Source organism: Novosphingobium sp. RL4, from assembly GCF_035658495.1.
Lineage (GTDB): Bacteria > Pseudomonadota > Alphaproteobacteria > Sphingomonadales > Sphingomonadaceae > Novosphingobium.
In genome coordinates this window covers 2,168,694-2,188,909 of sequence record NZ_CP141944.1, presented here as the reverse complement: position 1 = coordinate 2,188,909, position 20,216 = coordinate 2,168,694, and the positions used below count along the sequence as shown (strand labels likewise).

Genomic DNA, 20,216 nt, shown 5'->3' with positions numbered 1-20,216 from the left:
ACTATCCGATGAGCTTGCCCAGGCTCTGGGCGGTGAAGTCCACCATGGGGACGACGCGCGCATAATTCAACCGAGTCGGCCCGATTACCCCCACGACGCCCACCACGCGGCCTTCGCGGTCGCGATAAGGCGAGGCGATCACGGACGAGCCCGACAGAGCGAAAAGACGGTTCTCGGAACCGATGAAGATACGGGTCGATTCGGCTTCGCGGGCAAGGTCGAGGAGTTCGGCCACGGATTGCTTGTTCTCGAGATCGTCAAGCAACGAACGCACCCGTTCGAGATCGACCAGCGCGGTCTCGTCGAGAAGGTTGGCCTGTCCGCGCACGATCAGCACCGGGCGCGCCATGGCATCCTCGCTCCACACCGCAAGCCCCCGCTCCACGAGATCGCGGCTCGCCGAATCCAGGGCGGATTTGCCGGTGGCGATATCGGCGCGCATCGCCCTTGCGGCCTCGCTCAGCGTACGGCCAGCGAGGTGCGACGAAATGTAGTTCGAAGCTTCCTCCAAAGCGCCCGGCGGCAATATCGCGGGAAATTCGACGATGCGGTTCTCTACAGCGCCATCTTCTCCCACCAGCACTGCCAGCGCTCGCCCCGCAGCCAGCGGAACGAGTTGCAAGTGCATCAGGCGCGGCTCGCGGCGCGGCACCATCACGACGCCAGCTCCGGAAGTAAGGTTCGACAACAGGGAACTGGTCGCTTCGAGCGCGGCCTCGATCGGGCCGGGTGCGGCGATTCGGCTCTCGATCGCCATGCGTTCCTCGGCGGTGGGCTCGGCCACCTGCATGATGCCGTCCACGAACAACCGAAGCCCGGCCTCGGTCGGCAGGCGTCCGGCGCTGGTGTGCGGCGCGGCCAGAAGTCCAAGCGATTCGAGGTCTGCCAGAACCGAGCGGATCGACGCCGAAGACAACTGCACCCCGCCCGGCCCCGCCAATACCTTGGATCCGACCGGGGTTCCGGTCGCCAGATAGCCCTCCACGACTAGGCGGAAAATCTCCCGCGCGCGGGCGGTCAGTTCATTGATGGGCGTCGTCGGCATGTACCTTCAATCTAGGGATTGGGATTGCAGCCTCAAGCACAATGCGCAGCCTGTTTCCCGATTGTCGCATTTTCCGAGCCGTCAGGTGTTTCCACCTGACTTGAAAATGCAAGTTTACCGTTTGTCGCATTTTCCGAACCGTCAGGTGTTTCCACCTGACTTGAAAATGCTCTAGGGGGCGCGGGTAATCGACGATCCGAACTAGACCAAAGGAACCTCCATGCGACCTTCCGGCCGTACGCCCGACGAGATGCGCACCATCGATATCCAGACCGGTTTCACCAAGCACGCCGAAGGTTCGGTGCTGATTTCCTTCGGTGATACCCGCGTCCTCGTCACCGCCTCCGTCGAAGAGAAGGTGCCGCCGTTCCTTCGCGGCAAGGGCGAAGGCTGGGTAACGGCCGAATATTCGATGCTGCCCCGCGCAACGCATACCCGCGGTAGCCGCGAAGCGGCCAAGGGCAAGCAGTCCGGCCGCACGCAGGAAATCCAGCGCCTCATCGGCCGCAGCCTTCGCGCCGTGGTCGACATGAAGAAGCTCGGCGAACGCCAGATCGTGCTCGACTGCGACGTGCTTCAGGCGGACGGTGGCACCCGCACCGCCTCGATCTCGGGCGCGTGGGTTGCGCTGCGTCTTGCCGTCGACAAGCTGATGGCGGACGGCAAGATCAAGGAAGACCCGATCCAGGCCCGTGTTGCCGCCATTTCCTGCGGCATCTGCAACGGCACCCCGGTGCTCGATCTCGACTATATCGAGGACAGCGCCGCCGATGCCGACGCCAACTTCGTGCTGATCGAGGGCGGCAAGATCGCCGAGGCACAGGCCACTGCCGAAGGCGCGACTTATGACGAGGAAGGCCTCCTGCGCCTGCTTCGCCTCGCCCGCATCGGCTGCGACCAGATCTTCGCCGCCCAGGCCAAGGCAGTCGGCCGTTGAGCAATCGCCGTCTCCAGGGCGAACGCCTCGTCATTGCCACGCACAATGCGGGCAAGCTGAGGGAAATCGGCGCCCTGCTCGCCCCTTACGGGATCGAGTGCGTTTCCGCCGGGGAACTCGGCCTGCCCGAGCCCGAGGAGACCGGCACGACGTTCGTCGAGAACGCACTGCTCAAGGCCCATGCCGCCGCGAAAGCCGCGCAGCTTCCTGCGCTGGCTGACGATAGCGGCATGTCGGTAACGGCGCTGGGCGGAAAGCCCGGCGTCTACACCGCCGACTGGGCCGAACGGCAGTGGTTCGAGGGCGAACCCGGCCGGGACTGGTTCATGGCGATGGGCAAGGTTGAAGGCCTCCTTTGCGAACAGGGCCCTGAAGCCGACCGTTCGTGCTGGTTCTCCTGCGTCCTCGCGATCGCTTGGCCGAACGGCGATGAAGCGGTCTACGAAGGCCGCTCCAACGGGACTTTCACGTGGCCTCCGCGCGGAAAGTTGGGTTTCGGCTACGACCCCTGTTTCGTGCCGGACGGCCTCGACCAGACCTTTGCCGAAATCGCGCCTGAAAAGAAGCACGAGATCAGCCACCGCGCCGATGCTTTCGCCAAGCTGGTCGCGGAGCAGTTCCCGAGCTAATCTGCCGATCATGGCCCGCGCGCTGTACATCCACTGGCCGTTCTGCCTCGCAAAGTGTCCCTACTGCGACTTCAACAGCCATGTCCGCGAGCGGGTCGAGATCGCGCGCTGGGAGGCGGGGCTGCTGGCCGACATGCGGCATGAGCATGCGGTGGCAGGCGGGGAACCGCTCGATTCGATCTTCTTCGGCGGGGGCACGCCCTCGCTGATGCCCCCTGCCCTCGTTGCGCGGCTGCTTGACGAGGCGCAGAAACTCTGGGGTTTCGCGGATGGAATCGAGATCACGCTGGAAGGCAATCCTTCCTCCGTCGAGGCCGGCAATTATGCGGCGCTTGCCGATGCCGGTGTAAACCGGGTCTCGCTCGGCCTTCAGGCGCTGGACAACGCAACTCTGCGGTTTCTTGGCCGTCTTCACGATGCGCAAGAGGGACTGAAAGCGCTTGAAGTGGCACAGAAACGCTTTGAGCGCGTCAGTTTCGACCTGATCTACGCCCGCCCCGGCCAGACGCCGGACCAGTGGCATGCCGAACTGTCCCATGCCCTGTCCTTCGGCACCGGACACCTCTCGCTCTACCAGCTGACCATCGAGCCGGGCACCAAGTTCGCGACCATGGTTCGCCAGCATGAATTCGAGCCGCTGGACGAGGACGCCTGCGCCGACATGTTCGCCCTCACCCGCGAGATGACCGCTGGTGCCGGCCTGCCCGCCTACGAGATCAGCAATCACGCCCGCCCCGGCGAGGAAAGCCGCCATAACCTGACCTACTGGCGCTATCAGGACTATTGCGGCATCGGCCCGGGCGCTCATGGCCGGCGCGGCGGGGTGGCCACCACCCGCCACCGCAAGCCCGAAAACTGGCTTGAAGCCATCGACCGCGCCGCGCACGGCATCAACGAGAGCCGCGAACTCGGCCGCCGCGAGCAGGCGAGCGAGGCCATGCTGATGGGCCTGCGCCTGCGCGAAGGCGTGGACCTTGGCGCGATGTCCGCGCGGTTCGGGCTGGACGCGGCGCAGCTTTGCGATCCCGCCAAGGCCGCATTCTACGAGAAGCAGGGGCTGATCCGGCGCAGCGGCTTGCGGCTGCACGTCACCGAATCGGGAATGCCGTTGCTTGACGGCTTGCTGGGCGAAATCGTGCCCGAAGACCTCGTCGAACCTTGACCAAGGCGGACCTGCTCGAAACCTGGGGCAATCACCTCGGCAACGCGCGGCGCCGCAGCCCCCATACCTTGCGCGCCTATCTCGCGACCGCGGCCCGCCTGATCGACCGGACCGGGGCGGAGGACTGGAATACCCTGGCCCGGCTCGAAGCGGCGGAGCTGCGTCTTCACCTTGCCGACCGGCGCGAACAGGGCATCGGCAACGCTTCGGCCGCGCGCGAACTTTCCGCACTGAAGAGCTTCCTCGCCTTCGCCCGGGAACAGATGGGCGTGGCCCATGCCGCGCCGCCGCGGCTCAGGGGGCCGCGCCTCAAGAAAGGCCTGCCGCGCCCGGTCGCGCCGGACGAAGCCGTCAATCTCGCCGCCACGGTGGAGGAAGACGCGCGCGAGCCGTGGATCGGCGCGCGGGACCGCGCGGTCCTGCTCCTGCTCTACGGCGCGGGCCTGCGCATTGCCGAGGCCCTGTCGATCGAAGGCAGCGCCCTGCCCCTGGGCGAGACCCTGATGGTGACCGGCAAGGGCGGCAAGCAGCGCATGGTGCCCTTGCTGCCGATCGTGCGCGATGGCGTGGCAGACTACATCCACAAGTGTCCATGGCCGATGGTAGCGGGCAGTTCGATCTTCCGCGGGGCCAAGGGCGGAGCGCTTGCCCAAGGCATGGTCCAGAAGGCGGTCGCGCGCGCGCGCATTTCCCTTGGCCTGCCTGCCAGCGCCACGCCCCATGCCCTGCGCCACAGTTTCGCCACCCACCTGCTCGGCGCCGGGGCGGACTTGCGCAGTCTCCAGGAACTGCTCGGCCATGCCAGCCTCGGCTCGACCCAGATCTATACCAAGGTGGATGCGGCAACCCTGCTCGACGTCTACCGCAATGCGCATCCGCGCGAGCAGGGTTGATCCATTCTAGAGAGCGCCTTCGTTAGGCGCCAGCAGCGTGCGCCAGATGAGGGCGCCGATGGCCGCGCCGATCAGCGGCGCCAGCCAGAAGGCCCATAGCTGCCCCAGCGCAGCGGTTTCGGCGAAGAGCGCCACCCCGGTCGACCGGGCGGGGTTGACCGAGGTATTGGTTACCGGGATCGACACGAGGTGGATCAGCGTCAGCGCCAGGCCGATCGCCAGCGGGCCGAACCCGGCCGGAGCGATCTTCGAGGTCGACCCGAGGATGACGATGATGAAGCCCGCCGTCAGGATCGTTTCGATCAGCAGCGCCGAATGAAGCGCATAGCCACCGGGCGAAAGCGCGCCATAGCCGTTCGTCGCAAAGCCTTCGGGCGTCCAGCCCGCCTTGCCCGAGGCGATCGCGTAAAGTGCGCCCGCCGCCACGATCGCGCCGAGAACCTGCGAAATCCAGTAGGGAACGAGGTCTTTCCAGTCCAGTCGGCCGCCGATCGCCATGCCGAAGGAAACCGCCGGGTTGAAATGCCCGCCGGATATGCTGCCCACTGCATAGGCCATGGTCACGACCGTAAGGCCGAAAGCCAGGGCGACACCGGCAAAGCCGATGCCAAGCTCCGGAAAGGCTGCTGCAAGAACGGCCGAACCGCAGCCTCCGAAGACGAGCCAGAATGTACCGAAGAATTCCGCTGCCAGTCGCTTCGACATAACGCCTGCTCCCCAAATGGTTGCGCGCCATGGGTACTCCACTATTACTGCGTATGAAAGTGTACTTTCGGGAAGCGCCGTTCTTTATTCTGATGGAAAAAGACGACCTTCTCCCCCCGGCCGGTCGCTCTCTTGGGGGAAGTAATTTTTCATGAAAGTGGCGGCGGAAGTCCGGCTTGCCCGGAAGCGATCCCGAAAATGCGCGGCGGGCGATTTCAGAGTGGATCTGTGCCGGGCCTGCGGCGGCATAATTAAATAGGACAGACCTTCGGGCCGTGTTACACTCGCCCGATAGATTTGATCTTTCAGATTTCGATGGCCGCAACGGCACTCCCATGAAATCGGGAATCACGCCTTTATTGGCCATTTCGATTAATCGTTTTTGAAAATCTCTCTCCACATTCTCGCTTTTGCGGGACGTTTTTCATGAGAGGGAAAACATGCAAACCGGAATTGTCCAATTCCTTAGCCTTGAAAAAGGTTACGGCTTCTTGCGTCCCGAGGACGCCGGCGGAGACAACTTCGTCCACATATCGAGCGCTCATGCCGTGGGGCTTGAGACCCTGGCACTGGGCGATCGCTTCACTTACGACATTCAGATCGCGCGCAACGGGAAAGCCTCTGCCGTCAATCTGGTGAAGCTGGCCTGATGCCCGGCGCCCCCCTGACACAACCCCGGCAACCCGGGTCGGGCCCATGGCGCAGCTGATGAGCCTGACCAAAGCATTCTGCGACGCAAGGGCGCAGGAGGCGGCCTCTGCCGCCCAGCAGGCGATGCTCTCGAATGTGCGGGAGCGCGAACTGCGCTCCGAAGCCGCGTGGAGAGCGATGTCCGACCGTATCAGCAAGATGGAAGCCAGCCGCGCTCTCCGCGAGGCGGAGCGTGCCCAGACCGAAACCACCGAGCATACCGAACAGCCCACTTGAGGCCCCGTCGCGGAACATTTCCGGCTTCGGTTGCGCGCTCATTCTGAAGGGAACACGACGATGACGGATACTCCCCCCGATCCGGCCCCGCGCAAGAACAGGAACCGCTGGCAAGCCCGCAACCCGCTCACGCAGGATGAAGCGCGGCGGCAAGGTGACGTGACGCGGTGCGCGCTCCTCACGCTTGGAAACAAGGACGCGGCCATCGCCTATCTCAACGAGGACCGGGACGACCTTGGCGGGCGGCCCATCGATCTGGCGCTGGCCACTGCCGAAGGCTTCAGGCGCGTCGTCGCCCATCTGGCGGACCTTCCGGCTCCCTCGCCCGCGATCGGATAGGCCCGGCCATGACCAGCGGGCTGATCCTGGCCTGTCTTCTGATCGCCGCGATAGGCACCGGGATCGTCTGCCTGGTCATAAGGGCGCTACGCCGGTCGCGCGCAAAAAACGAAAGCTGGCGCCGCCCCGATCCCGATCTCGAGATTCTGGACATCGCCAGCTTTCAGGCGAAACTGGAACGCCAGATCGGCAAAACCGCTGCGGACCGGCGAAAAGCCTCGAAGATGTTACCCGAGGACGGCGGCAAGCCGCCGTCCTAGCCGGCCCCCCGAACGCAGCCGGATCGCGAGACCTAGTCCTTGGCGAAACCGCTGGGGGCAGCGCTGATGACCTTGATCGCGCCGCCGTCCACCGCGCGAACCTCCAGAGCGCGTTCGATCAGGCCGTTCCGGTTGAAGCGGAACGGACCGTCCATGCCGAGGAAGCCACCCGGATCCAGCATCTCGCCGGTGGGGAACGCCTTGCCGGGAACCCAGGCGCGGGTAACGCGCAGGGTCAGCAGCACGGCATCGTAGCCAAGCGTTGCGATGCGGAAGGGCGCGGCGCCGAAGCGGCTGCGATAGCTCTTGGAAAACTGCGCGAAGCGAACGTCGGACACGGTGGAGAACCAGGCGCCGTTGAGCGCCGGGCTGGTGGCCAGTTCGCGCTCACCGCCCCACAGTTCGGTGCCGAGCAGGCGCACGCCCGCACCGCCACCGGCCGCGCGGTAGGAAACCGCTGCCCTGGCCGAAAGGCTGCCGCTGTCAGCGATGAGCAGCGCGCCGTAACCGCTCTTGGCCTTGATGCGATTGGCCGCCGCACCGATCGAGGCGGGGGTGCGATCATAGGTTTCCATGGCCACGACCGAGCCGCCGCTGTCCCGCACCGAGGCGAGGAGCGAGCTGCTCACGCGTTCGCCATAATCGCCCTTGGGTACGAGAGCCGCGAAGGTGCTGATGCCCTTGCCCCGCGCATAGCCGACCGTGCGGGCGATCGACTGGCCCGGCAGGTTACCGATGATGAAGACATCCTTGCCGGCCGCCTTCTCGTCGTTCGAGAAGGAGATGAGCGGCACGTGCGCAGGCTTGGCGACAGCCGCGACCGATGCGATGTCGTCAGACAGTAGCGGACCGAGAATCAGCTTGTTGCCGTCGGCGATGGCGCGGCGGGCGGCTTCGCCCGGATTCGTGCCGGTGTCGTAAGTGGTGATGCGCAGGTTCTTCGCGCCGGTATCGAGCAGCGCCATGTTCGCCGCATTGGCGAGCGACTGGCCGACGCCCGCGTTGGGCCCGCTGATCGGCACCAGCAGCGCCACGCGGTGACGTTCGGTATCGGTGGGAATCTCGCTTTCCGGCGCCGTTGGCGTGGGGGCGGGAGCCGGCGCGGGCGCCTTGGGGACCACTGCGCAACCCGCGAGGGCTGCCATCGCTGCCGCCGCGAGAAGATTGCGCCGGTTCAGGCGATTATAGAACATTGCTTGCCGCTCCCATAGTGCTTGGGCCATGAGTCCCTGCGATGGAACACACTCTCACCTCAGGCCTCTACATAGTGGCAACCCCGATTGGCAACCTTGGGGACATTACCTTTCGCGCCGTGGAGATCCTCAAAGGCGTGAGCGCGGTCGCTTGCGAGGACACGCGCATCACCGGGAAGCTCCTGCATCACCTCGGCATCAAGCAGAAGATGATCCGTTATGACGATCACGCCGGCGAAGCCGACCGCGAGCGGCTGCTGGCGCTGATGGAAAGCGAGCCGGTGGCCTTGGTCAGCGATGCCGGAACGCCGCTGATCTCCGACCCCGGCTATCGCCTCGTCAGGATCGCGCGGGAACGGGGCATTCCCATCACCAGCCTGCCGGGCGCGAATGCGGCGGTCATGGCCATGACGCTTTCCGGCCTGCCGAACGACCGCTTCCTGTTCGCCGGCTTCCTGCCCAACAAGGCCAAGGCGCGCGAGACGGTGCTGGCGGATCTCGCCAGAGTGCCCGCCACGCTGATCTTCTACGAAACCGCCCCCCGTCTCGGCGATGCGCTTGAGGCCATCGGCGCGGTCCTGCCCGGCCGCGAAGTCGCGGTGGCGCGCGAACTTACCAAGAAGTTCGAGGAATGCCGCAGCGGCACGCCCGGCGAGCTTATCGCCCATTACGCGGCGCACCCGCCCAAGGGCGAGATCGTCCTGCTCGTCGCCCCTCCCGGCGAGGAACCGATCGGCGAGGTGGATGTCGATGCCCTGCTCCGCGCCGAACTGGCGCTGGCGAAGCCCTCACAGGCGGCCGGAACGGTGGCGAAGGCGACCGGGCTCGACCGCAAGGTGCTCTATGCCCGGGCGATGGAGCTGAAGTGAACAGGCAGCGCGCCGAAGCGGAGCGCAAGGGCGCCGGGGGGAGGCTCTGGCCGCATGGTACTTGCGGCTCACCGGCTGGAGCATCCGCGCCCGGCGGGTCAAGACCGGTCGCGGCGAGGTCGATATCGTCGCCCGGCGCGGCCGCACGCTGTGCTTCGTCGAGGTGAAGTGGCGCGCGCGCCGCGCCGATCTCGACCATGCGATAGATCATCACCGCCTGCGCCGCGTGGCGGCCGCCGCCGAGGCCGTCGCCCACCGGTACCGGAAGCCGGGCGACAGCCTGAGGGTGGACGTCCTGCTGATGGCGCCCGGCTGCTGGCCGCGCCGGATCGCCAATGCCTGGCAGCCGGACCTGTAGCCCGATCCGCAAAGTTGCAGGACCGGCCCCAAAATCATTCGCGCCCGGCGCCGATTCCGATTAAGCCGCCTTCCCGAAAGATACCGCTCGGTACATATCCGCGAGGACCAGACTTTTCATGACCTTACGCATCGCCGTTCAGATGGACCCGCTGGAATCGATCAAGATCGCGGGTGATTCCTCGTTCGCGCTCATGCTCTCGGCGCAGGCGCGCGGGCACGAACTGTTCCATTATGACGTTCGCACGCTCGCCTATGACGCGTCCTCTGGCGCGGCCGGACGCCTCACCTGCTGGGGTGCCCCGGTTACGGTTCAGCGCGTGGAAGGCGCGCACTTCACGCGCGGCGAGTATCGCCTGATCGACCTCGTGGCCGATATCGACGTGGTGCTGATGCGGCAGGACCCGCCTTTCGACCTCGGCTACATCACCGCCACGCACCTGCTTGAGCGGCTGGCCGGGCAGACGCTGGTGGTCAACGATCCGGCTTCGGTCCGCAATGCGCCCGAAAAGGTCTTCGTGCTGGACTATGCGCGCTTCATGCCGCCCACCTTCATCGCCCGCCGCATCGAGGACGTGCGCCTGTTCCAGCAGCGCAACGTCGAAGCCGGTTTCGGCGGCGACCTCGTCATCAAGCCGCTGCACGGCAACGGCGGCAAGGCAGTGTTCCGCGTGCCCGCCGACGGCAGCAACCTGGGCGCGCTGATCGAGATGTTCGAGAACGCCTGGGTAGAACCGTTCATGGTCCAGCCCTTCCTCCCCGACGTTGCCGAGGGCGACAAGCGCATCGTCCTGGTGGACGGCGTGTTCGCAGGCGCCATCAACCGCAAGCCCGGTGCCGGCGAATTCCGCTCCAACCTCGCGGTGGGCGGCTCGGCCGAGGCCACCGGCCTCACTTCGGCGGAAGAGGAAATCTGTGCGGCGCTTGCCCCGGAACTCAAGGCGCGGGGGCTGGTTTTCGTCGGTATCGACGTGATTGGCGGAAAATGGCTGACCGAAATCAATGTGACTTCCCCCACCGGCATCGTCGCGATCGACCGGTTCAATGGAACCGACACCGGCGCCATGATCTGGGACGCCATCGAGGTCCGCCACGCCGCGATGTAGGCGGTTACCGCCAGGCCGGAGCAGCGCCGCATGAATGAATGGGTGATCTCCCTCGTCGAGGGCGGCGGCTATTGGGGCATCCTGTTCCTCATGGCGCTGGAGAACATCGTGCCGCCGATCCCCTCGGAGCTTATCATGGGCCTCGCCGGGATCGCCATCGCGCATGGCCGCATGGATTTCCTGCCGGTCCTGCTCGCGGGAACGGCAGGCGCCACGCTCGGCAACTACGTGCTGTTCCTCGCCGCCGACCGCCTCGGCTACGAGCGTCTCCGACCGCTGATAGATCGCTGGGGCCGCTGGCTGACGCTGGAATGGGGCGACGTGGAGAAAGCCGGGCATTTCTTCCGCAGGCACGGCCACTGGGTGGTGTTCGTCATGCGCTTCATGCCCATGTTCCGCACCATGGTCTCGGTTCCGGCCGGGCTCGCCCACATGCGGCACCTGCCCTTCCTGCTTTACACCGCGGCCGGCGCGGCGATCTGGAACACGATCCTGCTGATGGCGGGCCGGTGGCTGGGCCATACTTTCGCCGAGGCCGAAACCTGGATCGGATGGGGCACGCTCGCCTTCGCGCTGGGCACCGTGGCCTGGTATCTCTGGCGCGTGATCTCGTGGAAGCCGTCGAACTGAGGGCGCGCCTCAAGCGCCGAGGGCCGCCGAAAAACGGCTCGCATATGGGTTGGAGAGTTTCAAGAATGATGTCCCGGAAGCTGGCCTGCCTTGCCCTGATCCTGCCGCTGGGGTTCGTGCCCGGCGCCGCCAATGCCAGTTTCTATACCGGCGCCCAGCTCTACGAGAGCTGCACCGCCCAGCGCGGCAGCAACAGCTACGTCGAGAAGACCTACGAATGCATCGCCTACATCACCGGCGCGGTGGATGCCTTCAATACCGCGCACAAGTCCAAGAGCTGCATTCCGGCAGGGGTGACGATCAGCCAGCTCCGGGAAGCCACGGTCGGCTACCTGCACGACAATCCCAAGGTTCACAGCGAATCCGGCTCCGACGTGGTCTTTGCCGCCACGCGTAGCGCCTGGCCCTGCGCCGGGGCCGCAACGAAACCCGCGGGCAAGACGGGCAAGACCAGGAAGAAATAGACCCGGCAAACACCCCCGCGAATCGCCATCGGCCACGCGGTGCTTCCCCTCCCCGCGCCTGCCCGAATCCCGAAAAAGATCAGACCGCGAACATCTCTTTGCGGATAAGCACGAAGCCGTGCTTGATCGCGGGTTTAGCCGCCCTATAGTCCCGGCCATGTCCGATGACCTGTTCGACAAGCTCCCGTCTGCGGGCGGGGAATCCTACGATGGTTCCGCGATCGAAGTGCTGGAGGGGCTCGAGCCCGTCCGCCGTCGTCCCGGCATGTACATCGGCGGCACCGACGAGCGCGCGCTGCACCATCTCGCCGCCGAAGTGCTGGACAACGCGATGGACGAGGCCGTGGCCGGCCACGCCAACCGCATCGAAGTCACGCTGGACGAAGGCAACCGGCTGACCATCACCGACAACGGTCGCGGTATCCCGGTTGACGAACACCCCAAGTTTCCCGGCAAGTCGGCGCTGGAGGTCATCCTCTCGACGCTGCACTCGGGCGGCAAGTTCTCCGGCAAGGCCTATGCCACTTCGGGCGGCCTGCACGGCGTCGGCATCTCGGTGGTCAACGCCCTGTCCAGCCTTACCCGCGTCGAAGTGGCCCGCAACAAGGAACTCTTCGCGCAGGAATTTTCGCGCGGGGTCACGCTCGGGCCGCTCCAGAAAGTCGGCGCGGCGCCCAACCGGCGCGGCACGGCGGTCAGCTTCACGCCCGATACCGAGATTTTCGGAGACCAGCAGTTCAAGCCCGCGCGCCTGTTCAAGCTGGTGCGTTCGAAGGCCTATCTTTTCGCGGGCGTCGAAATCCGCTGGAAATGCGCGCCCTCGCTCGCTTCCGAGGATGTTCCCGCCGAATCGACCTTCCAGTTCCCCGGCGGCCTTGCCGATCATCTGGCGGAGCAGATCGGCACCCGTGAATGCGTGACCACGCAGTTCTTCTCCGGGCGCCAGGATTTCCAGCGCGGCGATGACGGTTCCGAACAGGGCCGCGTCGAATGGGCGATCGCCTGGCCGCTCTATTCCGACGGTTCCTATTCCTGGTACTGCAACACCATCCCCACCCCGGACGGCGGCACGCACGAACAGGGCCTTCGCGCCGCGCTGACCAAGGGCATCCGCGCTTTCGCGGACCTGGTGGGGCAGGCCAAGAAGGCCAAGGACATCACCCCGGATGACGTGGTGACCGGCAGCGAAGTCATGCTCTCGGTCTTCATCCGCGATCCCCAGTTCCAGAGCCAGACCAAGGACCGCCTCACCAGCCCCGAGGCCGCCCGCCTCGTGGAAGCGGCGGTGCGCGACCATTTCGACCACTTCCTCACGGACAACCTCGATCGCGGCAAGGCGCTGCTCGGCGCGGTGATGGAACGCATGGACGATCGCCTGCGCCGCAAGGCCGAGCGGGAGGTCAAGCGCAAGACCGCCACCAATGCCCGCAAGCTGCGTCTTCCCGGCAAGTTGACGGACTGTTCGGGCGAGGGGCCGGGCGAGACCGAACTGTTCATCGTCGAAGGCGATTCGGCAGGCGGATCGGCCAAGCAGGCGCGCAACCGCAAGACCCAGGCCATCCTGCCGATCCGGGGCAAGATCCTCAACGTGGCCTCGGCCACGGCGGACAAGATCCGCGGGAACTCGGAAATCGCCGACCTCGGCCTCGCGCTCGGCTGCGGCACCCGCAAGGACTGCAACGCCGACAACCTGCGCTACGACCGCGTCATCATCATGACCGACGCCGACGTGGACGGTGCGCATATCGCCACGCTGCTGATGACCTTCTTCTTCCAGGAGATGCCGGACATCGTGAAGCGCGGGCACCTCTACCTCGCGCAGCCGCCGCTTTACCGCCTCACCGCAGGCTCGACTTCGGCCTATGCCCGTGACGACGCACACCGCGCCGAACTGGAAGCAACGGTGTTCAAGAACAAGAAGGTCGAAGTGGGCCGGTTCAAGGGTCTGGGCGAAATGAACCCGCAGCAGCTTCGTGAAACGACGATGGCGCCGGAAAGCCGCTCGCTCATCCGCATCACCCTGCCGCCGGAATACGAGGGCCGCGCGGCGGTGAAGGACCTTGTGGACCGCCTGATGGGCCGCAATCCCGAACATCGCTTCATGTTCATCCAGAACCGCGCCGGTGAGATCGACCCGGAGCTGATCGATGCGTAACGCTCTTATGCTCGCGGCGCTGGCCGCGATCTCGTTCACCCCGGCCGGGGCCGTCCCCTCGCTTGCCGCCACTGCGGCCGTCTCGCAGCAGGCGGTTTGGGACGAGCTTGCCGGTATCGTCGTCACTGACGAGCAGATGGCCCGGTCGAGCAACGCCATGCTGAAGGCCATGGTTGACGGTCTGGCCGCCGACGAGGAAATGGCCGAACTCGAAACCGCTTATCCCGGCCTGCTCCGGGCATTTTCCGATGCCCTGAAGCCGATGATGGTGCAGGAAGCCCAGCGGATCGTGCCACTGTACCGCAGCGATCTCGCGGCGCTCTACAAGGCGAACCTGTCCGCCTCGGAGGCGGCCGAAATCGGGGTTTTCCTCCGTTCCCCGCAAATGACGCGCTTCATCTCGACCGTGGCCGAACGCAACGCGATGGGCGCCACCGCCCGCGATGCGATGGCTTCCAGGGAAATATCGGCGGAGAGCCTTTCGGCCGATATAGGTTCCGCCGCGATCGATGCCTCGCTTCAGGTAGACGGTGCGGACATGAAGTTCATCAAGGACTTCTTCGCCACGCCGCTGGGCAAGCGGATGTCGGCGCTGAATGCGCAGAAGATCCAGATCGACGCCAGGTGGTCGAACTATATCTCGCCCGAAGCAGAGGCCGAAGTCGGCCCGCTGGTGATCGAGGCCATGGCCCAGCACATCGCCAAGACCGATCCCGAAGTGGCGGCGGAAGTGCGCAAGACCAAGCTGGACACCTCCGCAAATTAAGCGGCTCTAGCGCGTCCGCTTGACGAACAGCCCGCTTTCCCGCCGCTCGGTCGCGAAATTGGGCAGTGTCTGCACCAGTTCCGACAAGCGCGAGAAACCATAGCTGCGGGCATCGAAGCTGGAGCGGTTCGCCACGCGCTGCCCCACTTCGGACAGGCTCGCAAACCCCATTTCGTCCCGCTTGCTGGCCTTCCACGCCTCCCCCAGCAGCTTCACCAGTTCGTCGTCGATGGCGGGCTTTGCCGCTTCGCTCGCCGGTTCGACCGCGTCCTCGTCCGGCATGGCGTCGAGATCGATGAACCGCGTGCAGGCCTCGCGAAACGCCTCGGGCGTGCGGGCGGTGCCGAAGCCATAGACCGGCGTGCCGTTCTGACGGATGCGGATGGCGAGCGGCATGAAGTCGCTGTCGCTCGTCATCAGTCCGAAACCGTCGACATGGCCTCCGTATAGGAGGTCCATCGCGTCGATCGTCATCTTCATGTCTGTGGCGTTCTTGCCCTTGGTCAGGTCGAACTGCTGCTGCGGCTCCAGCGCGTGGCGATGCACGAGCCGGGACCAGCCCTTGAGCGCGGGCTTGCTCCAGTTGCCGTAGATGCGCCGCACGTTGACCGTGCCGAGATCGCCCAGGATCGTCAGCGCCGCATCGAGATTGGCGGGAGAGGCATTGTCGGCATCGATCAGCAGCGCGATGTTGCGGCCGATGCGGGGCTTGGGTTCGGGCACTTTTGGCTCCTTTATCAGGGTATTGCCCTGGAATGCCCGGAAGCTTCCGAGGTTGCCCTCCGCCAGACTACCCCGAAGAACAGCACGAGGACCAGAGGCATGACCGGGATATCGAAGCCAAGCGCCAGCGGGCGCGCCAGCGCGGGCGCGGCAAAGGCGAGCACGAGCGCCAGCTTCTCGTAAGGCGCAAAGCCGCTGCGCAGCCCCTCGCCCACCAGCCAGAGCATCGGGAAGGCCAGCAGCACCATGTCATAGTCCAGCACATAGGGCGTCGCCAGGGGGGCGCCGGCCAGCATCAGCGCGGCCAGCCCCGGCGTCCAGGCCCCTGCCCGTCCCTTGCGCAGGCAGGCCCACAGCACCAGCCCGGCCACCGCCAGCGTCACCAGCCCCTGCACGGCATAGCTCAGGCCCATCGAGGTGCCGATGAGGCGCATTCCCGCAAACGGGCTCATCATCTTGCCGTAGCCGATCTGCCCATGGGCCATCGCCGCCTGCGCCCGCTCGCTCGCCCCCAGCCAGCCGATCCAGGCCTGCGCGCCGAATGCCCATGCGGATAGCAAGGCCAGCGCCGCGGCCGTGATGCAGGCCGAGGCGATGACCCGCCATTGCCCCGTCGCCACCAGCACAAGGGGGAGCAGCAGCCCGAACTGCGGCTTGATCGTCGCCAGCCCGAACAAGGCGCCCGCGATCCAGGGCCGGGTCGGCACCAGCCAGGCGCCCAGCCCAAGCAGGCCGCAAACAAGGAATGCCGTCTGCCCATGTGTCACGACGATCGGCACTGCGGGGAAGGCCGCGAACAGGAGCCACAGCGGCACCCCGGTCGCCGCCCGTTCCCACCAGCACCGCACCGCGCCGAGGTACAACGCGCCCGTCATCAGCAACCATGCCCCGAGCGCCGGAAAATAGGGCAGCCCGCCAAGCGGCCAGCAGAACGGCAGAAACGAAGGCGGGTAATAGAATGCGGTATAGGCGCCTTCCGCCGAGAAATAGGTGCGCTGCGCCGCGATATGCGCGGCCCCGTCGTATGGGTCGCCATGGGCGAAGAGCATGTGGCCCGTCGTCCAGAAACTGATGAAGTCGCTGCCGAGCAGATAGCCGTTGGCATCTACCCCCCCGTGCGAGGTTCCCACCAGCCAGGCCAGCATGACGGCGGCAAGCACCGCGAAGAGTCGCAGGTATCCGGTGACGCGCGCGGCGCCCAGCCAGTCCATCCGTTTCAGGAAATCAGCCCCCATGCCCCGCTGTCTGCAACGCCCCGGCGGCGAAGTCCATGCCTCGCCCGAGGTAGCGGGCTCCGCGCTTGCCTTGCCGGCTCGCAAAACATGGACCTCGCAGCGCGTCCTGCAACCGACTGGAGTTCTTGAAGGGAACGAGGGCCTTTCTCAGTTCCGCTCCGGCTGATTGTGCTGTTGGTGCGGGCAGCCTTGGTACGGGGCCGGGCACTGCGTGGAGGGCCCCGCTGTTGGAAGCCCCTCCCCGATCATTACCGCCGACCGCTTGCGTCACGCATCGCCAGCATCGCTTCGGGCTCGTCGGTCAGCAGCATGGAAACACCTTCGCGCACCAGACTGCCCCATACGGCATCCGGCGCGCGCAAGGCATCCCTGTCGCTCCCAGCACCAAGGACGAAATTGCCGTCGAGCATGTTCACCCACAGGCGAACGCCCAGCGATTGCGCGCGCTTGACAATGGCTGGCAGCGCCTCGCGCGGGAGGCGGTAGGGAAGCTCGATGCCGACGGGTTTGATTTTGCCGGACATTTGCGCGGCGATCATGTCGGGAATGCTCTTGCCGCTGTCGTCGCCGTCCTTTGGGATGACAAGGAAAGGCACCTCATCATAAGGCGCCATCGGGGCCAGCGGTTGCGAGCCCACGCCGACCCGCGTCTTCAGCGTCACGCGGTTCTGGGCGCCCGCCTTGCGCACGGCGGCGATCACTTGCGGGTAGATGGCGTCCTTGACGTCCAGGTTGAGCGTGATGCGATCCTTGGCGAGCGCCAGCATCTCATCCAGCGTGAGCACGAACTGGTCGGTTGCCGCGGCATCGCTGCCGCCCTCGTCCTGGCGCAGTCGCAGGCTCTTGATCTGTGCCAGGGTGAGATCGGCGACCTTGCCGGTGCCGGTGGTCGTGCGGTCCACAGTCTCGTCATGCATGATGACCAGGTAGCCGTCCTTGCTCTCGAGCACGTCGGTTTCCATCATATCGACGCCCATCGCCGCGCACTTTTCGAGAGCCTGCACCGAATTTTCAGGCGCCGCGCCGAAGCCGTGAAGAGGCGCCGGTTCGTGGCAGCCGCGATGGGCGACCACGATGAGCCGGCCATGCGGATCGCGGATCTGGGCCATGATCTCGCCGGTGGAACGATGGGTGGGTGCGGCATGTGCAGCCGTAGCGGCCAGCGACAGCGCGGCCGCGGCAAGAAGAATGATCTTCATCGAGCGTTTCCAGTATCGAAAAGGGAGTGCCGCGGCCTTGGCGGCGCGGCGGAAGCGGCCCGAACACAAAGGTCCGGGCCGGACAGTCAGCGCGTGATCGTCACCACTTCAGGCCGAGCACGAAGCGCACGTTACGGCCCCACAGCGGACGCCCGAAGATTGCCTCCGGCGTGCCCTGACCGGTCAGAGTATCGCCGGCGGTGTTGCCTTCGGTGAAGCCGTGGGCATTGGTGATGTTGTCGCCCACGACCTGAAGGCTCCACCGCCCGTGGTTGAAGGTCGCGCCCGCGCTGAAGTAGCCATAAGCGGGCAAGGCCGTGGTGTTCGTGACGTCGACATAGCGCTTGCCGACGTAATCGTAGCGACCGTAGAGGCTCAGGTGATCGCCGCCCGCAAGGTTGAAATCCAGGCTCGGGCGGATGTTGCCGTAGACCTTCGGCTGGCGCACGATCTGCTTGCCCAGCACGTCCCCGGCGTCGGCGCCGGTGCTGCTGGTGAAGTTGATGTACTTGGGATCCTGCACCGTGACGGCGCCCGCGATCGAGAACGGTCCCGCCACGCGCAGCAGCCCGTCTGCCTCCACGCCCTTGTCCTCTGCCGATCCGAGGAACTGGATCGGCTGATCGCTGCGGCCCGTCACCGGGTTGTAGGTGGCGAAGCTGGCATTGAGCGGGTCGAACCTGGTGTAGAACCCCGTGAGGTAGAGGTAGGAGCGGCCGAATACAGCCTTGACCCCTGCTTCGTAGAGCTTGGCCTTCGATGCCGTGTACGAAGCTCCGGCAGAGCCGACTACGGAGCCATTGGCAGGCACCTGAAGCTGCGACGCGCGGGCGTAGAGGCCGAAATTGTCCGTCAGGTCATAATTCGCGCCGACAGTCCAATTGGTCGCCTTGGGTTTGAACGTCGTGTTGACGATGGCGCCGGTGAAGCCGCGCGTGGCATTGTCCGCCAGCGTGGTGGCATCGCCCAGATCATAGGCTGCAGTGGTGCGCGAAAATCCGCTGTAGTCGTACCATTCCTGGCGCAAACCCAGATCGATGCGCAGCTTGTCGGTCACGTCCCAGCTATCGGTGCCGTAGACTGCGAACATCCTCGCCTCGTACTTGCCGCCGATCAGCGACGCCGCATCGGTCAGTGCGCCGTTATCGGTAACATAGCCGCTGACCGAGCCGGTCGCACCATAAGCGACAAGGTCGAGTACCTGCGGCTGATTGGCCACTTGCAGCAGATAGTTCTGATAGACCCCGAAGATCGTGCTGCCCCAGGTCGCCCCGTAGACGCCGACGCGAACATCGTGGCTGCCCAGGCCGGTTTCGAATTTGCGGGTGACGCTCAGGTCGCCCTGGCCGGAATAGAATTTGGCGTCGGTGTGGCGATACTGCGCCGAAAGCACGAGGCCGGATTCGCTGTTCGGATCGTAGACAGTCGCGCCGCTGGTGCCGGCGATGGCATAGCCCAGCGACGCGACGTTCCCGAACGCGGACTGTGCTGCCGACAGATAGCCGGCGGCGAACGTATCCGCATCCACCGGATTGGAGGTCGTGTAGAGGGCATCGAAGGTCGAACGCCCCTGCGTATATCCGGCTTTGGCCGATACGTGCCACTCGCCGAAATCGCCTTCATAATCGACCTGCACATTGCCGAACCGCATGTGGCGGCCATTGGCAAGGTCGTAAGTGTTGCTCTGGACCTGTCCGCTACCGTCGCGATAGGCAATGTTGGCGGCGCGCAGCGCCGGGGTATCGAGCGTGCCGGTCAGCGAATTGAGGTACGGGTTCAGGCTGACCGAAGGATCGCGCGGATCGGCGGTGGGCAGCGAGAGATAGAAGATGTTGTGATCGTTGGTGTACTGGCCCGACACCTTGATCGAACCGTTATCGAAATCATGCTTCAGATTGGCGCGGATCTGGCCCCCGCGATCGGCAGGGAAGCCTGCATCGCGATACCCGTCGTTCTGGCGAAGGAAGCCGCCGACGGCATAGTACGTGTCCTTGCCCAGCGGACCGGACTGATAGGCATCGAGGCGGTAGAGGCCGCTGGTGCCCAGCGTCACTTGCGCTTCACCCTGCGGCGTATCGCTGCCGGTCCGCGTGATGACGTTGGCGATGGCCGCCGCGCCGCTGGCATAGATCGGTGCCGGGCCGCCGCGCACCACTTCGACCCGCTGCGTCATCAGGTCGGTACGGTTCATGCCGTCTCCGGAATTGAAGAAGTAGCCGTCCAGATCGTGAAACAGCGGCAGGCCGTCCTGCTGGAAATAGAGGTAGCCGCGGTCGGTGGGAATGCCGCGCACGCGGGTGATGTTCTGCACTTCGCCGCCGGTCGATTCGACCTGAACGCCGGGAACGACGCTGAAAAGCTGGGCCATGCTCTGCGGAGCGAGCTTCTTGATATCGTCTTCGGACAGCGTGTTGACGGCATAGGACACATCGAACCGGCGCTGCGCACGGGCGGAACCGGTAACGATGATGTCGGTCGGCCGGGCATCTTGGGACGCGGTCGCCGTGTCCGTCGCCGATTGGGCGAGCGCGGGCGCGCCGGTAAGCAGCGCTGCCGCTGCGGCGTTCATTAGCAGGAATGACTTCGGTTGCATGGAATCCCTCATGAGCTTGCGTTCTCGAG

The 20,216-nt window shown here is 65.5% G+C and carries 22 protein-coding genes; 15 read left to right on the top strand and 7 right to left on the bottom strand.

The genetic code is table 11. The features are described from left to right. Window position 1: 1 nt before the first annotated feature. Window positions 2–1,045: a heat-inducible transcriptional repressor HrcA gene (gene hrcA / locus U9J33_RS10630; RefSeq protein WP_054438908.1), complete on the bottom strand. Its 1,044-nt coding sequence runs from the start codon at window positions 1,043–1,045 to the stop codon at window positions 2–4. 220 nt (window positions 1,046–1,265) lie between these two features. On the opposite strand from hrcA, the gene rph reads away from it, so the two are divergent. From rph to U9J33_RS10610, 4 genes are read left to right on the top strand one after another with little or no spacing between them, the layout of a single operon-like run. Further along, window positions 1,266–1,982 carry a ribonuclease PH gene (gene rph, locus U9J33_RS10625; RefSeq protein ID WP_054438906.1) on the top strand — a complete coding sequence of 239 codons (717 nt, stop codon included), beginning with the start codon at window positions 1,266–1,268 and terminating at the stop codon, window positions 1,980–1,982. Next, window positions 1,979–2,611 carry an RdgB/HAM1 family non-canonical purine NTP pyrophosphatase gene (gene rdgB, locus U9J33_RS10620; protein ID WP_324695085.1) on the top strand — a complete coding sequence of 211 codons (633 nt, stop codon included), beginning with the start codon at window positions 1,979–1,981 and terminating at the stop codon, window positions 2,609–2,611. The genes rph and rdgB overlap by 4 nt, the downstream gene beginning before the upstream one ends. 10 nt (window positions 2,612–2,621) lie before the next feature. Then, the gene (gene hemW / locus U9J33_RS10615; RefSeq protein ID WP_324695083.1) at window positions 2,622–3,773 is read left to right on the top strand and encodes a radical SAM family heme chaperone HemW; all 1,152 of its coding nucleotides are present in this window, start codon (window positions 2,622–2,624) and stop codon (window positions 3,771–3,773) included. Next, complete coding sequence (locus U9J33_RS10610) at window positions 3,770–4,666, top strand: tyrosine recombinase XerC (protein WP_324695081.1); 897 nt, start codon at window positions 3,770–3,772, stop codon at window positions 4,664–4,666. Before hemW ends, U9J33_RS10610 begins: the two co-directional genes overlap by 4 nt. A gap of 6 nt (window positions 4,667–4,672) precedes the next feature. Here the strand turns inward: U9J33_RS10610 and aqpZ are convergent, their stop codons facing one another. Continuing rightward, window positions 4,673–5,371 carry an aquaporin Z gene (gene aqpZ, locus U9J33_RS10605; RefSeq protein ID WP_054438899.1) on the bottom strand — a complete coding sequence of 233 codons (699 nt, stop codon included), beginning with the start codon at window positions 5,369–5,371 and terminating at the stop codon, window positions 4,673–4,675. 491 nt (window positions 5,372–5,862) lie between these two features. On the opposite strand from aqpZ, the gene U9J33_RS10600 reads away from it, so the two are divergent. The 4 genes from U9J33_RS10600 to U9J33_RS10585 are packed head-to-tail and all read left to right on the top strand — an operon-like array spanning window position 5,863 to window position 6,897. Then, window positions 5,863–6,021 carry a cold shock domain-containing protein gene (locus U9J33_RS10600; RefSeq protein ID WP_324695077.1) on the top strand — a complete coding sequence of 53 codons (159 nt, stop codon included), beginning with the start codon at window positions 5,863–5,865 and terminating at the stop codon, window positions 6,019–6,021. A 58-nt stretch (window positions 6,022–6,079) separates the two neighbouring features. Next, window positions 6,080–6,298, top strand: coding sequence for a hypothetical protein (locus U9J33_RS10595; RefSeq protein ID WP_054438896.1), 219 nt, complete (start codon window positions 6,080–6,082; stop codon window positions 6,296–6,298). Window positions 6,299–6,358: 60 nt separating this feature from the next. After that, window positions 6,359–6,637, top strand: coding sequence for an antitoxin Xre/MbcA/ParS toxin-binding domain-containing protein (locus tag U9J33_RS10590; protein ID WP_054438895.1), 279 nt, complete (start codon window positions 6,359–6,361; stop codon window positions 6,635–6,637). Window positions 6,638–6,645: 8 nt separating this feature from the next. Continuing rightward, window positions 6,646–6,897 carry a hypothetical protein gene (locus U9J33_RS10585; RefSeq protein WP_054438894.1) on the top strand — a complete coding sequence of 84 codons (252 nt, stop codon included), beginning with the start codon at window positions 6,646–6,648 and terminating at the stop codon, window positions 6,895–6,897. Between the two features lie 32 nt (window positions 6,898–6,929). On the opposite strand, the gene U9J33_RS10580 is transcribed toward U9J33_RS10585, so the two are convergent. After that, window positions 6,930–8,090, bottom strand: a complete 1,161-nt coding sequence (locus tag U9J33_RS10580) for a penicillin-binding protein activator (RefSeq protein WP_324695073.1) — start codon at window positions 8,088–8,090, stop codon at window positions 6,930–6,932. Between the two features lie 41 nt (window positions 8,091–8,131). Here U9J33_RS10580 and rsmI point away from each other — a divergent pair, with 41 nt between their 5' ends. From rsmI to U9J33_RS10545, 7 genes are all read left to right on the top strand, one after another. Further along, entirely contained in the window at window positions 8,132–8,959 is an 828-nt protein-coding gene (gene rsmI, locus U9J33_RS10575; RefSeq protein ID WP_324695071.1) for a 16S rRNA (cytidine(1402)-2'-O)-methyltransferase, read from the top strand. Between the two features lie 61 nt (window positions 8,960–9,020). Beyond that, the gene (locus U9J33_RS10570) at window positions 9,021–9,317 is read left to right on the top strand and encodes a YraN family protein (protein ID WP_324695069.1); all 297 of its coding nucleotides are present in this window, start codon (window positions 9,021–9,023) and stop codon (window positions 9,315–9,317) included. 118 nt (window positions 9,318–9,435) lie between these two features. Next, window positions 9,436–10,422: a glutathione synthase gene (gene gshB / locus U9J33_RS10565; protein ID WP_054438888.1), complete on the top strand. Its 987-nt coding sequence runs from the start codon at window positions 9,436–9,438 to the stop codon at window positions 10,420–10,422. A 30-nt stretch (window positions 10,423–10,452) separates the two neighbouring features. Further along, the gene (locus tag U9J33_RS10560; RefSeq protein WP_324695066.1) at window positions 10,453–11,052 is read left to right on the top strand and encodes a DedA family protein; all 600 of its coding nucleotides are present in this window, start codon (window positions 10,453–10,455) and stop codon (window positions 11,050–11,052) included. 65 nt (window positions 11,053–11,117) lie between these two features. After that, window positions 11,118–11,516, top strand: coding sequence for a Rap1a/Tai family immunity protein (locus tag U9J33_RS10555; RefSeq protein ID WP_324695064.1), 399 nt, complete (start codon window positions 11,118–11,120; stop codon window positions 11,514–11,516). Window positions 11,517–11,673: 157 nt separating this feature from the next. Further along, entirely contained in the window at window positions 11,674–13,671 is a 1,998-nt protein-coding gene (gene parE, locus U9J33_RS10550; RefSeq protein ID WP_132468792.1) for a DNA topoisomerase IV subunit B, read from the top strand. After that, the gene (locus tag U9J33_RS10545) at window positions 13,664–14,437 is read left to right on the top strand and encodes a hypothetical protein (RefSeq protein WP_132468791.1); all 774 of its coding nucleotides are present in this window, start codon (window positions 13,664–13,666) and stop codon (window positions 14,435–14,437) included. Before parE ends, U9J33_RS10545 begins: the two co-directional genes overlap by 8 nt. Before the next feature lie 6 nt (window positions 14,438–14,443). Here U9J33_RS10545 and U9J33_RS10540 read toward each other — a convergent pair whose 3' ends face one another. The 4 genes from U9J33_RS10540 to U9J33_RS10525 form a co-directional block, all read right to left on the bottom strand. Next, on the bottom strand, window positions 14,444–15,160 hold the full coding sequence (locus tag U9J33_RS10540; RefSeq protein ID WP_185997429.1) for an NYN domain-containing protein: 717 nt from the start codon (window positions 15,158–15,160) through the stop codon (window positions 14,444–14,446). A 14-nt stretch (window positions 15,161–15,174) separates the two neighbouring features. Beyond that, window positions 15,175–16,395 carry a glycosyltransferase family 87 protein gene (locus U9J33_RS10535; protein WP_324695059.1) on the bottom strand — a complete coding sequence of 407 codons (1,221 nt, stop codon included), beginning with the start codon at window positions 16,393–16,395 and terminating at the stop codon, window positions 15,175–15,177. A gap of 248 nt (window positions 16,396–16,643) precedes the next feature. Then, window positions 16,644–17,594 carry a glycerophosphodiester phosphodiesterase family protein gene (locus U9J33_RS10530; RefSeq protein WP_324695057.1) on the bottom strand — a complete coding sequence of 317 codons (951 nt, stop codon included), beginning with the start codon at window positions 17,592–17,594 and terminating at the stop codon, window positions 16,644–16,646. A gap of 100 nt (window positions 17,595–17,694) precedes the next feature. Then, window positions 17,695–20,187, bottom strand: coding sequence for a TonB-dependent receptor (locus U9J33_RS10525; protein ID WP_324695055.1), 2,493 nt, complete (start codon window positions 20,185–20,187; stop codon window positions 17,695–17,697). Between the last annotated feature and the right edge of the window lie 29 nt (window positions 20,188–20,216).

Excerpts from the sequence above, each read along its gene's own strand:
- hrcA (WP_054438908.1), bottom strand. The coding sequence starts at position 1,045 with ATGCCGACGACGCCCATCAATGAACTGACCGCCCGCGCGCGGGAGATT.
- rph (WP_054438906.1), top strand. The coding sequence starts at position 1,266 with ATGCGACCTTCCGGCCGTACGCCCGACGAGATGCGCACCATCGATATC.
- hemW (WP_324695083.1), top strand. The coding sequence starts at position 2,622 with ATGGCCCGCGCGCTGTACATCCACTGGCCGTTCTGCCTCGCAAAGTGT.
- aqpZ (WP_054438899.1), bottom strand. The coding sequence starts at position 5,371 with ATGTCGAAGCGACTGGCAGCGGAATTCTTCGGTACATTCTGGCTCGTC.
- U9J33_RS10595 (WP_054438896.1), top strand. The coding sequence starts at position 6,080 with ATGAGCCTGACCAAAGCATTCTGCGACGCAAGGGCGCAGGAGGCGGCC.
- U9J33_RS10590 (WP_054438895.1), top strand. The coding sequence starts at position 6,359 with ATGACGGATACTCCCCCCGATCCGGCCCCGCGCAAGAACAGGAACCGC.
- U9J33_RS10585 (WP_054438894.1), top strand. The coding sequence starts at position 6,646 with ATGACCAGCGGGCTGATCCTGGCCTGTCTTCTGATCGCCGCGATAGGC.
- U9J33_RS10580 (WP_324695073.1), bottom strand. The coding sequence starts at position 8,090 with ATGTTCTATAATCGCCTGAACCGGCGCAATCTTCTCGCGGCGGCAGCG.
- rsmI (WP_324695071.1), top strand. The coding sequence starts at position 8,132 with ATGGAACACACTCTCACCTCAGGCCTCTACATAGTGGCAACCCCGATT.
- gshB (WP_054438888.1), top strand. The coding sequence starts at position 9,436 with ATGACCTTACGCATCGCCGTTCAGATGGACCCGCTGGAATCGATCAAG.
- U9J33_RS10560 (WP_324695066.1), top strand. The coding sequence starts at position 10,453 with ATGAATGAATGGGTGATCTCCCTCGTCGAGGGCGGCGGCTATTGGGGC.
- U9J33_RS10555 (WP_324695064.1), top strand. The coding sequence starts at position 11,118 with ATGATGTCCCGGAAGCTGGCCTGCCTTGCCCTGATCCTGCCGCTGGGG.
- parE (WP_132468792.1), top strand. The coding sequence starts at position 11,674 with ATGTCCGATGACCTGTTCGACAAGCTCCCGTCTGCGGGCGGGGAATCC.
- U9J33_RS10545 (WP_132468791.1), top strand. The coding sequence starts at position 13,664 with ATGCGTAACGCTCTTATGCTCGCGGCGCTGGCCGCGATCTCGTTCACC.
- U9J33_RS10535 (WP_324695059.1), bottom strand. The coding sequence starts at position 16,395 with ATGGGGGCTGATTTCCTGAAACGGATGGACTGGCTGGGCGCCGCGCGC.
- U9J33_RS10530 (WP_324695057.1), bottom strand. The coding sequence starts at position 17,594 with ATGAAGATCATTCTTCTTGCCGCGGCCGCGCTGTCGCTGGCCGCTACG.
- U9J33_RS10525 (WP_324695055.1), bottom strand. The coding sequence starts at position 20,187 with ATGCAACCGAAGTCATTCCTGCTAATGAACGCCGCAGCGGCAGCGCTG.